This window comes from Catellatospora paridis (assembly GCF_009720365.1).
GTDB classification, from domain to species: Bacteria; Actinomycetota; Actinomycetes; order Mycobacteriales; family Micromonosporaceae; genus Catellatospora; species Catellatospora paridis.
The window spans coordinates 49,864-62,657 of the sequence record NZ_WBZD01000016.1 but is presented as its reverse complement, the minus strand read 5'-3'; the positions used below and the strand labels follow the sequence as shown (position 1 = coordinate 62,657).

The window sequence follows — 12,794 nt, the reverse complement described above, 5'->3', positions numbered from 1 at the left end:
GGTCAGGCGCGGGTGCCGCAGCCCACCGGGATGCGCTCGGCGTGGGGCACGGTGGCGATCAGCGTCTTGGAGAAGTTGATGACCCACTGGCCGGGCTGGTCGTACGCCGCCGGGACGGTGACCCGCACGGGCACCTCGCGGTCGACCGTGGTCCACGCGCCGTCGCCCTTGTGCCAGCAGACGCCGTCCAGGGTGAACACGTCGTCGGTGGGCGGGTAGCTCGGGGACGGGCCGCCGCAGGCGAGCGCCAGAGCCGGGTCGCCGTACGCCGCGTTCTGCTCGTGACCGGCGGTGACCTCACGGCGCGGCAGGTCGCGGACCTGGTCGGGCAGCTGCGACAGCAGCGCGCGGCACACCGTGGTCTGCCGCTCGTTCAGGGCGGGGGCGTCCATCGGCACCGGCGTGGTGGGCATCACCTGCGGGCCGGCAGCGACGCTGGGCTCCGGGGCGGGCTCCGCCGGCGGCCGCATGGCCTGGAAGAAGCCGAACCCCGCGAGCAGTGCGATGGGCAGCGCCACCACGGTGGCGATCGTCTTGGGGGACTGTCGGCCCGACCGTGCCGTCTGGTCGTTACTCATAGGTGGATGATGGGGCACGTCAGGGTGCGGGTGATGTTGGGTATCAACTGGATCTGTGACAGCACCAGTTTGCCCAGTTCGTCGACGGTGTGCGCCTCGACCATGGCGATCACGTCGTACGGGCCGGTCACCGCGTCCACCCGGGTGACACCCTGGATTTCGCCGATGGCCGCGGAGACGTCGACGGACTTGCCGACCGACGTCTGAATCAAGATGTAAGCGTGGACCACGGACGACTCCTTCACACGTGCCGCCTGTGAAAGTACCTCAATGAGGGTGCACAGGCTGCGGCAGGAGGCGCAAGGGTGAGGAAGGAAGCCACATGAGCAGGCGCGACGGGGAAACAGCATGAGCGAGCTTCGCGAGCGAATCATGGTGACACGGGCTCGTGCCGCCGACGAGCGTAGCGAGGAGAAGGCATGAGTATTGCGCGGACGGGGGAGTTCGGGCTGATCGAACGGGTGGTGGCGCGGTTGGGCACCGGGCCGGCCACCATCATCGGGCCGGGCGACGACGCGGCACTGGTCATCGCCTCCGACGGGCGGGTCGTCGCCTCCACTGACGTGCTCGTCGAGGGGCGGCACTTCCGGCGGGACTGGGCCGAGGCCGAGGACATCGGCCGGCGTGCGGCGGCGGCGAACCTCGCCGACATCGCCGCCATGGGCGCCACCGCGACGGCGCTGCTGGTGGGCCTGTGCGTGCCGCCGGACCTGGACGTGGCCTGGGCCGAGCAGCTCTCCGACGGGCTGGCCACCGAGGCCGCGCTGGTCGGCGCGAGCGTGGTCGGCGGGGACATGACCGCCAGCCCCACGCTGACCATCGCGGTGACCGCGCTCGGCGACCTGCACGGGCTGGCGCCGGTGCTGCGGTCCGGCGCCCAGGTCGGCGACGTGGTGGCGCTGGCGGGGCGGGTGGGTTTCGCGGCGGCCGGCTACACGGTGCTGTCGCGGGGCTTCCGTACCCCGAAGATCCTGGTCGAGGCGTACCGGCGGCCGGTGGTGCCGTACGCGCTGGGGCCGGCCGCGGGGCGGGCCGGGGCGACCTCGATGATCGACGTGTCGGACGGGCTCATCGCCGACCTCGGGCACATCGCGCACGCCAGCAAGGTGGGCGTCAACCTGCACCGCAGCGCGTTCAAGGTGCCGGAGCAGATGCGTGACGCGGCGCTCGCGCTGGGCGTGGACCCGTACCAGTGGCTGCTGGCCGGTGGCGACGATCACGCGCTGGCCGCGACGTTCCCCGTGGACGTGCCGCTGCCGGAGGGCTGGCACGTGATCGGCGAGGTGATCGAGGGCAGCACGGTGACGCTCGACAACCGCCCGTGGTACGGCCCGAAGGGGTGGGACCACTTCCGGGCATAGCGGGCATGCGCAGTATCCTCGGCGCCGTGACCGAGATTGAGATCAAGCCGACGCGCTACGGCGGGTCGGTCGCCCGAAAGCTGATCGCCGAACTCATGGCTGACCTGGCCGAACGTTACGGCGACTCCGACGCGACCCCGATCGAGGCCGTCGAGTTCGACCCGCCGGACGGCGGCTTCTTCGTGGCATACCTCGACGGCTCGCCGGTCGGCTGCGGCGGCTGGCGCAGCTGGGCGGGCTCCGAGGAGATCGCCGAGATCAAGCGCGTCTACACCTCGGCCACAGTGCGCGGCAAGGGCGTGGGCAGGGCGATCATGACAGCGCTGGAGTCCGACGCGCGGGCGCACGGCCGGGTCCGCGCGATCCTCGAGACGGGCACCGCCCAGCCCGAGGCGATCGCGCTGTACCACGCCATCGGCTACCAGCTGATCGAGAACTTCGGCCACTACCGCGACGAGCCCGGCTGCCGCTCCTTCGGCCGCAGCCTCTGACCACGGCAACTGGGCACGGCAAAAGGCCGCCGAGCAAAGCTCGGCGGCCTTTTGAAAGTCTCGCGTCAGGCGCGGGTGACCTTGCCGGCCTTCAGGCACGAGGTGCAGGCCTGGACCTTGCGGGAGTTACCGCCACCAGCGGGGGTACGCACCGTCTGGATGTTCGGGTTCCAGCGGCGGTTGGTCTTCTTCTTCGACCAGGGCACGTTGTGACCGAAGCCCGGTCCCTTGCCACAGACGTCGCACACGGCAGCCACGGAAATCTCCTGAGTTCGTCTTGATCAAACAACCCGACCAAGCGTCACTGTGCCGGGAACTTTGCCAGGGTACCTGACTTGCACGGCACGTGCCCAATCGGGGCGGAGCCGCACGACGGCATCTGGCGCGTACGACGGCTGACAACACTCTACTGCCCACCACGCCGAGCGCGAGAACCGGGTGCGGCACCGATAAGCTTGCGCGCGTGCTGGAGGTCCTGGACATCGCGGCGGTGCGGCGCTGGAGCTCGCTGGCCGTGGCCGGCTTGAGCCGGCATGAGCAGGCGCTCAACCAGCTCAACGTGTATCCGGTGCCCGACGGCGACACCGGCACCAACCTGCTGCTGACGCTGTCCGCCGCGGAGCAGGCGCTGGCCGGCTCGCTGGCCGACGCGCCGTCGGCCGGGGTGGTGCTGCGCACCATGGCCCGCGGCGCGCTGCTGGGCGCGCGCGGCAACTCCGGCGTCATCAGCGCGCAGTGGCTGGCCGGTCTGGCCGACTCCGTGGACGGCGACGGGCTGGCCGCGGCACTCGACGCGGCGGCCAAGTCGGCGTACGCCGCGGTGGCGCACCCGGTCGAGGGCACCATCCTCACCGTGGCCAGGGCTGCCGCCGAGGCCGCTGATCAGGGCTCCGACCAGCCGGCCGCCGCGCGCGCGGCGGTGCTGGGGGCGCGGGAGGCGCTGGCCCGCACGCCGGAGCAGCTGCCGGTGCTGGCCGCGGCCGGGGTGGTGGACGCGGGTGGGCAGGGCCTGGTGCTGCTGCTGGAGGCGCTGCTGGAGGCGCTGACCGGCGAGCACGACGAGAGCGAGGTCGACGGCGCGGCGGCGCGTGACTCCGAGCACGGGCATGACCACGATCACGCCGGGCACGGCCACGGGACGGGGCGGGCGGCGCTGACCTACCGCGGGCCCGCGTACGAGGTGCAGTTCCTGATCGACACGGGGGCCGCGGAGATCGCCGAGCTGCGGGGCGCGCTGGACCGGCTGGGCGACTCGCTGGTCATCGTCGGCGGTGCGCCGACCTGGCGGGTGCACGTGCACGTGGACGACGCGGGCGCGGCGCTGGAGGCGGGGCTCGCGGCCGGGCGGCCGTACCAGATCCAGATCACCCACCTGACCAGCGCGACCGCCGAGGGCGCGCCGCGGCGGCCCGATCCGACGGCCCGCGCGGTGGTCGTCACCGCGGCCGGCGACGGCATCGAGGAGCTGCTCATCGCCGAGGGCGCGGTGGCCATCGGCGGCAACCCGTCCACCGCGGAGGTGCTGGACGCGATCCTCGCCACCGGCGCGGGCCGGGTGGCGGTGCTGCCCACCGACTCCAACCTGCGCGCGGTGTGCCAGGCTGCGGCCGAGGAGGCGTTCGGCGAGGGCGTCAAGGTGCGGGTGGTGCCCACCCGTTCGCCGGTGCAGGCGCTGGCCGCGCTGGCGGTGCGCGACCACGCCCGCCGGTTCGAGGACGACGTGATCGCGATGGCCGAGGCGGCCGGCGCGTGCCGCTCGGCGGAGGTCACCACGGCCAGCCGGGAGGCCCTGACGGTGGCCGGTCGCTGCCGCCCGGGAGATGTCATCGCCCTGGTCGAGGGCGAGGTCAACCTGATCGGCGACGACCTGGTGACGGTGTGCTGCGGGCTGCTGGACCGGATGCTGGCCAGCGGCGGCGAGCTGGTGACCTTGCTCACCGGCGAGCAGGCCCCGGACGGCCTGGTCGAGGCGCTGACCGCGCACGTGGCCACCCGCTGGCCGTTCGTCGAGGTGCACGCGTATCCCGGCGGCCAGCCGCACTATCCGCTGCTGGTGGGCGTCGAGTGAGATGGACCGCGCGCCCGGCCGCCGCTGTCGGAGGGCCGCGGGAGGATCGGGCATGACCGACCGCAGGACCGCATCCGGTTCGGCGGCGCAGATCGCAGGTCGCGGCGGTGACGGCCGGGCCGGAGAGGTGGGTCCATGACCTCCGCGGACGTCGACACCCCGCTGTCCAAGCTGGTCGGGGAGAAGACCGCCAAGGCGCTGGCCGTGCACCTCGACCTGTACACCGCCGGTGACCTGCTGTTCTACGTGCCCCGGCGCTACGACCAGCGGGGCGAGCACACCGACATGCGCACGCTGGAGATCGGCGAAGAGGTCACCGTGTTGGCCCAGGTGCTGCGCACGACGACCCGGCCGATGCGGCAGCGGCGCGGCAGCATGCTGGAGGTCGTCGTCGGTGACGGCGCGGGCGGCCAGCTGGTGCTGACGTACTTCCAGCAGGCCTGGCGCGAGCGCGACCTGCGCCCGGGGCGGTGGGGCCTGTTCGCGGGCAAGGTCAGCGACTTCCGCGGCCGCCGCCAGCTCAACAGCCCCGAGTACGTGCTGCTCGACCAGGGGGCCGCCGACGGCGAGGTGGCCGCCGAGGTGGAGGAGTTCGCCGGGGCGATGATCCCGGTGTATCCGGCCGCCGCGGCCGTGCCGACCTGGGTGATCGCCCGCTGCGTGCGGGTGGTGCTGGACACGGTGACCATGCCGCCGGACGCCACCCCGTCCCGGATCCGCGCCGAGCGCAAGCTGATCGACCTGGAGACGGCGCTGCGCGAGATCCACCGCCCGTCGTCGAAGGAGATGCTGTACATCGCCAAGCGCCGGCTCGCCTGGGACGAGGCGTTCGCGGTGCAGCTGACCCTGGTGCGGCGCAAGCGGGAGGCGGCGGCGTGGCCCGCCAGGCCCCGGCCGCGCCGCGACGGCGGCCTGCTGGCCGGATTCGACGGCACGCTGCCGTTCACGCTCACCGACGGGCAGCTCGCGGTCGGCGAGGAGATCGCCGCCGACCTGGCCGTGGCGCACCCCATGCACCGGCTGCTGCAGGGCGAGGTCGGCGCGGGCAAGACGCTGGTCGCGCTGCGGGCCATGCTCCAGGTGGTGGACGCGGGCGGGCAGGCCGCGCTGCTGGCCCCGACCGAGGTGCTGGCGACCCAGCACCACCGGGGCATCACCCGGATGCTCGGCCCGGCCGGGCGCGCCGACGAGCTCGACGGCGACCCGAACGGCACCCAGGTCGCCCTGGTCACCGGCTCGCAGGGGGCGGCCGCGCGGCGCAAGGTGCTGGCCAAGGTCGCCGACGGCAGTGCCGGACTGGTCATCGGCACCCATGCGCTGCTCTACGAGGGCGTCGACTTCGCCGACCTCGGCCTGGTCGTGGTCGACGAGCAGCACCGCTTCGGGGTGGAGCAGCGCGACGCGCTGCGGGCCAAGGCCGAACAGCCGCCGCACGTGCTGGTGATGACCGCGACCCCGATCCCGCGCACGGTCGCCATGACCGTCTACGGCGACCTGGAGGTGTCCACGCTGTCGCAGCTGCCCGGCGGGCGGTCGCCGATCGCCTCGCACGTGGTGCCGGTGGCGGAGAAGCCGGCGTTCCTGGAGCGGGCCTGGCGGCGCGTGGTCGAGGAGGTGCAGCAGGGCCATCAGGCGTACGTCGTCTGCCCGCGCATCGGTGACAACGCCACCGACGACGACACCCCGCCGCCCGACGACGCCGTCGAGGACGAGCGCCGCCCGCCGGTGGCCGTGCTGGACGTCGCCCCGCTGCTGGCCGAGGGGCCGTTGCGCGGCCTGCGGATCGGGGTGCTGCACGGCAGGCTGCCCGCCGACGAGAAGGACGCGATCATGCGCGCGTTCTCGGCCGGGCAGCTCGACGTGCTGGTCGCCACGACCGTGATCGAGGTCGGGGTGGACGTGCCCAACGCCACCGCGATGGTCATCCTCGACGCCGACCGGTTCGGCGTCTCGCAGTTGCACCAGCTGCGCGGCCGGGTCGGCCGGGGCAGCGCGCCGGGCCTGTGCCTGCTGGTCACCGAGGCCGTGGCGGGCACTCCCGCCCGCGAGCGGCTGGACGCGGTCGCCTCCACGCTCGACGGCTTCCGGCTCGCCGAACTCGACCTGGAGCAGCGCCGCGAGGGCGACGTGCTGGGCGCGGCCCAGTCCGGTCGGCGCTCGCACCTGCGCCTGCTGTCCCTGCTGCGCGACCGCGACCTGATCGGCGAGGCCCGAGCCGAGGCGGAGGCCCTGCTCGCCGACGACCCGGACCTGTCCGCACACCCGCTGCTGGCCGACCAGATCGCCCGCCTCGTCGACACCGACCGCGCCGAATTTCTCCAGAAGGGCTGACGCCCGACCCCGGCGAGGGCCGCACCCGGCGCTCCTCGAACGCCCGAGGCCGCCGGGCGCTCCTTGATCGTCCGACTTGCCGGGCACTTGTGCGAATCATGGGCAGCCATTGGACCGTCTGCCTGGCAAGTCGGACGATCAGGGCAGGTACGCAGAACGGGGCGGGTCCGTCAGGACCCGCCCCGTTCTCATGTGCCTATGGCTGTCAGACCTCGGTCATGTTCAGCCGGCGACGTCGCGCCAGCATGAACACCGCGAAGCCGACGGCGACCAGCAGCAGACCGGAGATCACGAAGATCGTGACGTTGGTACCGGTCTTCGGCAGGGTCGGCGGGGCCGACGGGGAGGGGGACGGCTTGTCGCAGTCCTTCGGCTTCTCCCAGACGATCTCGTCGACTACCTTGCCGTTGAGCGTGACCTTGACGGTCAGCTCCTTGTCGGCCTTGAACTCGACCTTCTTGGTCTCGCCCGGGTTGAGGGTGAAGCTGACGGCCTCGCCCTTGCTCGGGGTGAGCACCAGGTCGGTCTTGCTGCCGTCCTGCGGGTTCTTCAGGTCGAAGACCAGGCCGTCACAGGTGTCGGCGACCTCGCCGCCGATCGGCTCGCAGCCGGCCGGCTTCTTCCAGGTGATCGAACCGCGCTGCTCGCCGTTGACGGTCGTGTGGACCACCAGACCGGTCTCGCCGACCTCGAACTCGACGGTCTCCTTGGTGCCCGGAGCCACGGTCTTGGTGATGGCGTCGCTGCTCAGCGCCTTGACAGCCTGCTCGGTCTCGGCGGGGGCGGAGCCCTTGACCGGGGTCAGCACGACGGTCGCCGCGGCGCCGCCCGCCGGGTTGTTGATGGTGACGATGACCTTGTCGCAGGTCTGCTCGCTGGTGATGTCGACCGGGTGGCACTCGGTCTTGTCAGTCCAGGAGTAGGTGCCCTTCTCGATCGGGGTGCCGCTCTCCAGCACCGTGATCGACGAGGAGGCGCTCGCCGGGACGGTCACCGTGGCCGTACCGTCGGCCTCGACCTCGATCGGCTCGCTCGCCCAGTCGCCGGCGCCCTTGACCACGAACACGGCCTTCTTGGTGGCGCCCGCGATGTTCTTCAGGGTGACCGTGACCTCGCCGGAGCAGTCCGAGGCGAACGCGGCAGTCGGCTTAGGCGTGTTCTTGACGCAGGAGCCGTCGAACTCGACCACGCGAACCTGCGAGTCGGACTCGTTCTTCAGGAAGTTGGACTTCCACTCCAGCTGGACCTTCAGCCGCGCAGCCTTCGCGCTGCCTTCGACGACCTGGGTGGCGGTCTTCGCCTGACCGCCGTTGATCTTGTCGCCGTCCTTCAGGCCCACGATGACGTTCTCGTTTGCCAGGGTCACCCACTGGTTGTTGGCCTTCTTGATCGCAGACTTCTGCGAGTCGGGGCCGTCCTGCGTGATGATGTTGGCGGTCGCCTGGTCCGTGTAGTGCTTGTTGGCGACGGTCCAGGTCACGTTCCAGTTGCCGGTGTCGTAGTCGCACTTCGCCTTACCGAGGATGTCGACCTTTCGCTCGCCGCACTTGGAGCGGTCGAGCTTCACGATCTCCGGCTGCGCAGTGTGCTTGACGCCGTTGGACCAGGTGCCCTTCACGACGAGCTCGACCTTGTCGGTCGACAGCGGCACGCGCTGCTCGCCGACCAGCTCGCCCACAACCCACTTGCCGTTCTTCTTGCTCTTGCCCGGCAGGGTGGCGCCGTCGAGGTTGCTGCCGTCGACGATGCTCTTGATGGGAGTGTCGGGCTTGGCGACCAGGTCGACCGTGGCCGTCAGGTCCGTGTCCCAGTTCTTGATCGTCCAGGTGATGACCCACTCGGTCGGGGTGCACTGGGCGAAACCGCTGGGGTCGGTGTGGTGCGCCTGTGCGGGACTGGCCAGGGCCACCGCGCCCATGAGGCCGAGCGTCACGCTGCCGGTCACGGCAAGCAGGCGACGGAGGATGGGACGTTTCACACGTGCTCCAAGTAGGGGTGTTTTGGGACAGGAGATGAAGCTGTGAAGCGACCGCCTGACCCTAGTGAAGCCCGCGTTGGCGTACTAAGTCGTCGTCCAGCCAAAACATGAAAAGATGCTGAATCGTTATCGACTTTGGGTGACAGCGGTGATCCTCGTGGCGCTACGCAACCGCCCAGCTCAGATCCCGTCACCGTGGGCGTGACCCGGTCGGCCGCACGCGATGCCGTAGCGTCGAGATCGTGACCAGGATTGTGGCCGGCCGGTACGGCGGGCGCCGGCTCCATGCCCCCACCGGCCGCGACACCCGGCCCACCTCCGACCGCGTACGCGAGGCGCTGTTCTCGGCCCTGGAGGCCATGACGGACCTGTCCGGCGCGCGGGTGCTGGACCTGTTCGCCGGCTCGGGCGCGGTGGGCCTGGAGGCGCTGTCCCGCGGGGCGGCGCACGTGCTGCTGGTGGAGTCCGACGCCAAGGCCGTCCGGGTGATCCGGGAGAACATCGCCGTGCTGGGCGCGGGGGCCGCGGCCCGGGTGGCGGCGGCCAAGGCGACGACGGTGCTGGCCGGCGGGCCGGCCGACGGGGCCTACGACATCGTCTTCGCCGATCCGCCGTACGCGCTGGGCGAGGAGGACCTCACCGCGGTGCTGGCCGGACTCGCCGGCCACGGCTGGCTCGCCGACGACGCGGTGCTGGTCGTGGAGCGCTCCAGCCGGTCTCCGGAACCCGCCTGGGTGCAGGGCGTCACTGGTGAACGCGGCCGCCGTTACGGGGAGACCGCCCTTTGGTACGGTCGCGCCGTTGCGCAGAGTGGCGGAGCGGTCTTACCAGAAGGGTGAGCAGCTAGTGAGGCGTGCGGTCTGTCCCGGGTCCTTCGACCCGGTCACCCGGGGACATCTGGACATCATCGATCGGTCGTCGCGCCTGTTCGACGAGGTGATCGTCGCGGTGCTGGTGAACCAGAACAAGCAGGGCCTGTTCTCCGTCGAGGAGCGCATCGAGATACTGCGCGAGGTCACCAAGAATCTGCCCAATGTGCGGATCGAGTCGTTCCGCGGGCTGCTGGTCGACTACTGCCGGGACAACGACGCCCAGGTCGTGGTCAAGGGCATCCGCGCGGTCAGCGACTTCGACTACGAGCTGCAGATGGCGCAGATGAACTACGGCCTGTCCGGGGTGGAGACCCTGTTCATGCCGACCAACCCGCTCTACTCGTTCGTCGCGTCCAGCCTCGTCAAGGAGATCGCCAAGTGGGGCGGCGAGGTCTCCTCCTTCGTTCCCGAGCTGGTGGAGCGGCGTCTGCTGGAGAAGTTCCGGGACGTCGGAACCGACTGAACCGCAGGTCCGTCGCGGCGACGCGCCGCAGGGGTCCCCGGTCTGCCGTGAGGGTGGACGGGGGACGCATCATGGTGTGGACAACAACGCTGGACAAGGAGTGACCGTCGGTGGACCCACTCGACCGTATTGACGACATCATCGCGCTGGTGGAAGCCGCGCGATCGGTGCCGATGTCGCGTAACTGCATGGTCGACCGCGGTGAGCTCATCGGCGCGCTGGACCAGCTCCGGGCAGAGTTGCCCGGTGAGCTGCGGCGGTCCGCCGCCCTCCTGGAGGAGCGGGACAAGATCCTCGACTCCGGGCGGCGCGAGGCGGACCGCATCATCCACGAGGGTGAGCAGGAACACGCCCGGCTCGTCTCGGTGAACGAGATCACGGTCTCGGCCGAGCACGAGGGCTCGCGCATCGTCGGCGACGCCCGTGCCGAGGCGCAGCGCCTGCGCGAGGAGGTCGACGAGTACGTCGACACCGCGCTGGGCAACTTCGAGCAGTTCCTGACGCGTGCGCTGGCCTCCATCGAGCGCGGCCGGGACAAGATGCACGCACTGCGGGAGATCGGCTCGTTCGTCCCCGGCGACGACGACCGCCCGCTCCCGTTTTGACAGGAGCCCATCGGAGCGGCCGCTCGGTGTCATCCGTAGCACGGCGAAGGATGACACCGGTCAGGGCCGCGTAGCGGGTTCCGCATGCCGGAGCCGGTTCGACGGGGACCTGCCGCTTCAGGTAATCTTCTACGTCGGCCTGCGATAACGGCCTCCATCTAACTGCTCAGTGAAAGCTCATGCCTGCACACTCGACGAAACACCTCGACCCGCGCGCTCCGCTCGTCCTCGACACTCGGGACCTGCCGCGAGGCGCGGGGTCGATGCGTACCATCCAGCGAGTGGTGCCGGCACCGGCTGACCTGGGTCTCGCGCTGATCGGTGTGCCCGAGGGCGCGGACCTGACGCTGGATCTGCGGCTGGAGTCGGTGTCGGAGGGCGTGCTCGTCTCCGGGACCATCTCCGGCGAGGTGACGGGCGAGTGCGCTCGCTGCCTCACCGACATCGGCGAGCCGCTGACCGTGAACATCCAGGAGCTCTTCGCGTACGCGGACAGCGCCACGGACGAGACCACGGACGAGCACGAGGTGGGCCGGCTCCAGGACGACATGATCGACCTTGAGCCGACGCTGCGGGACGCGGTGGTGCTGGAGCTGCCGGTCAATCCGCTGTGCCGAGAGGACTGCCCAGGGTTGTGCCCCGATTGCGGGGTGCGCTGGGACGACCTGCCCGAGGGTCACACCCACGAGCAGATCGACCCGCGCTGGGCGAAGTTGAGCAAGCTGACCGGCTCTTCAGGGCCGGACGAGCCGGCTGAGCCGGCGCCCTAGATCGGCTGTTTGCCCGCCGCGTTCACCGCGGCGGGTGCCGAGACCCGGGTACGACGGCTGCGGCCGTACCGAGATAATGGTCGGCGACCGCCGACTACTACTGAGGAGTAAGACAGTGGCAGTCCCGAAGCGCAAGATGTCGCGCAGCAACACCCGTCACCGCCGGGCGCAGTGGAAGGCGACCGCGGTCGCGACCGTGGCCTGCCCGCAGTGCAAGTCGGCCAAGCTGCCGCACGCCGCGTGCAGCGTGTGCGGCACCTACAACGGCCGCCAGGTTCTCGAGGTCTGAGCATCAGGCTGATCCCGGTGCGTCCGGGAACCTGTGAAACGTCACGTCGCCGGCTGGTTCCCGCCAGCCGGCGACGTCGCCGTACCTGTGCTGCCCCTCAGCCGCCGGGAGGGGAGTGACTGATGGCCTCGAAGCCGTCGCAGGACACGCGGGCCGCCGAGCGGTCCGCGCAGCTCGCCGCGTCCGATCTCGCCGCGGCGTTCGGCGTGACGCTGGAGCCTGAGCTGCTGGAGCGGGCGCTGACCCACCGCTCGTACGCGTACGAGCACGGTGGCCTGCCCACCAACGAGCGGCTCGAGTTCCTCGGCGACGCCGTGCTGGGCGTCGTCATCACCGCCTCGCTCTACCAGGCGCACCCCGACCTGCCCGAGGGCCGGCTGGCGAAACTGCGGGCCAGCGTGGTCAATTCGCGCGCCCTGGCCGGGGTGGCCCGTTCCCTGGGCACCGCCGGCATCGGCCAGCACCTGCTGCTGGGCAAGGGCGAGGAGACCACCGGCGGGCGCGACAAGGAGTCGATCCTCGCCGACACGCTCGAGGCGCTGCTGGGCGCGATCTACCTCGAACACGGCATGGAGAAGGCCGCCGAGGTGATCCGCGCGCTGTTCGACCCGCTGATGGCGGAGTCCGCGCGCCGGGGCGCGTCGCTGGACTGGAAGACCAGCCTGCAGGAGCTGACCTCCGCGCACGGCTGGGGCGTGCCCGAGTACGCCATCGAGGAGCAGGGCCCCGACCACGCCAAGATGTTCACCGCCTGGGCGGTCGTCGGCGGCGAGCGGTTCGGCGGCGTGACCGGCCGCACCAAGAAGGACGCCGAGCAGCGTGCCGCGGAGGACGCCTGGCAGGTGCTGTCGCACCGGGCCGTGGACACCTCCCACCCGGAGGCCCGCGAGGCCTGACGGCGCTCGCCACCGCCCGCCTGAGGGGCTCGGGTGTCGGCGGGAACGTCGGTGGTGTTGTTCATGATGTGGAGTGCGCCCGGGCTCCGGCC

General features: G+C 71.2%; 14 protein-coding genes. 10 read left to right on the top strand and 4 right to left on the bottom strand.

Translation table 11 applies throughout. From position 1 onward, the window contains the following. Positions 1-2 precede the first annotated feature (2 nt). Both F9C41_RS29610 and F9C41_RS29605 read right to left on the bottom strand, forming a co-directional pair. On the bottom strand, positions 3-578 hold the full coding sequence (locus F9C41_RS29610; RefSeq protein ID WP_155390103.1) for a DUF3515 domain-containing protein: 576 nt from the start codon (positions 576-578) through the stop codon (positions 3-5). After that, a complete protein-coding gene (locus tag F9C41_RS29605) occupies positions 575-808 on the bottom strand; it encodes an Lrp/AsnC family transcriptional regulator (protein WP_120321724.1) in 234 nt (77 codons plus the stop codon). The genes F9C41_RS29610 and F9C41_RS29605 overlap by 4 nt, the downstream gene beginning before the upstream one ends. Before the next feature lie 189 nt (positions 809-997). Here F9C41_RS29605 and F9C41_RS29600 point away from each other — a divergent pair, with 189 nt between their 5' ends. Both F9C41_RS29600 and F9C41_RS29595 read left to right on the top strand, forming a co-directional pair. Further along, positions 998-1,939 carry a thiamine-phosphate kinase gene (locus F9C41_RS29600; RefSeq protein WP_155390102.1) on the top strand — a complete coding sequence of 314 codons (942 nt, stop codon included), beginning with the start codon at positions 998-1,000 and terminating at the stop codon, positions 1,937-1,939. A gap of 26 nt (positions 1,940-1,965) precedes the next feature. After that, complete coding sequence (locus tag F9C41_RS29595) at positions 1,966-2,430, top strand: GNAT family N-acetyltransferase (RefSeq protein ID WP_155390101.1); 465 nt, start codon at positions 1,966-1,968, stop codon at positions 2,428-2,430. Positions 2,431-2,495: 65 nt separating this feature from the next. On the opposite strand, the gene rpmB is transcribed toward F9C41_RS29595, so the two are convergent. Further along, the gene (gene rpmB / locus F9C41_RS29590; protein ID WP_120318479.1) at positions 2,496-2,687 is read right to left on the bottom strand and encodes a 50S ribosomal protein L28; all 192 of its coding nucleotides are present in this window, start codon (positions 2,685-2,687) and stop codon (positions 2,496-2,498) included. A 206-nt stretch (positions 2,688-2,893) separates the two neighbouring features. Here rpmB and F9C41_RS29585 point away from each other — a divergent pair, with 206 nt between their 5' ends. Next, positions 2,894-4,498, top strand: a complete 1,605-nt coding sequence (locus F9C41_RS29585) for a DAK2 domain-containing protein (protein WP_155390100.1) — start codon at positions 2,894-2,896, stop codon at positions 4,496-4,498. A gap of 135 nt (positions 4,499-4,633) precedes the next feature. Then, on the top strand, positions 4,634-6,829 hold the full coding sequence (gene recG, locus F9C41_RS29580; protein WP_155390099.1) for an ATP-dependent DNA helicase RecG: 2,196 nt from the start codon (positions 4,634-4,636) through the stop codon (positions 6,827-6,829). Between the two features lie 205 nt (positions 6,830-7,034). Here the strand turns inward: recG and F9C41_RS29575 are convergent, their stop codons facing one another. Beyond that, positions 7,035-8,807 (bottom strand): LPXTG cell wall anchor domain-containing protein, encoded by a 1,773-nt coding sequence (locus F9C41_RS29575; RefSeq protein WP_155390098.1) that lies wholly within the window; start codon positions 8,805-8,807, stop codon positions 7,035-7,037. Positions 8,808-9,049: 242 nt separating this feature from the next. Between F9C41_RS29575 and rsmD the strand changes: the two genes are divergently transcribed. The 6 genes from rsmD (at position 9,050) to rnc (ending at position 12,702) form a co-directional block, all read left to right on the top strand. Then, complete coding sequence (rsmD, locus tag F9C41_RS29570; protein WP_155390097.1) at positions 9,050-9,646, top strand: 16S rRNA (guanine(966)-N(2))-methyltransferase RsmD; 597 nt, start codon at positions 9,050-9,052, stop codon at positions 9,644-9,646. A gap of 7 nt (positions 9,647-9,653) precedes the next feature. After that, positions 9,654-10,142, top strand: a complete 489-nt coding sequence (gene coaD / locus F9C41_RS29565) for a pantetheine-phosphate adenylyltransferase (RefSeq protein WP_155390096.1) — start codon at positions 9,654-9,656, stop codon at positions 10,140-10,142. Between the two features lie 110 nt (positions 10,143-10,252). Further along, positions 10,253-10,747, top strand: coding sequence for an ATP synthase subunit B family protein (locus tag F9C41_RS29560; protein WP_155390095.1), 495 nt, complete (start codon positions 10,253-10,255; stop codon positions 10,745-10,747). Between the two features lie 179 nt (positions 10,748-10,926). Continuing rightward, positions 10,927-11,517 (top strand): YceD family protein, encoded by a 591-nt coding sequence (locus tag F9C41_RS29555; protein ID WP_155390094.1) that lies wholly within the window; start codon positions 10,927-10,929, stop codon positions 11,515-11,517. Positions 11,518-11,632: 115 nt separating this feature from the next. After that, complete coding sequence (rpmF, locus tag F9C41_RS29550; RefSeq protein WP_144120517.1) at positions 11,633-11,806, top strand: 50S ribosomal protein L32; 174 nt, start codon at positions 11,633-11,635, stop codon at positions 11,804-11,806. Positions 11,807-11,928: 122 nt separating this feature from the next. Then, positions 11,929-12,702 (top strand): ribonuclease III, encoded by a 774-nt coding sequence (rnc, locus tag F9C41_RS29545; protein WP_155390093.1) that lies wholly within the window; start codon positions 11,929-11,931, stop codon positions 12,700-12,702. Positions 12,703-12,794 lie beyond the last annotated feature (92 nt).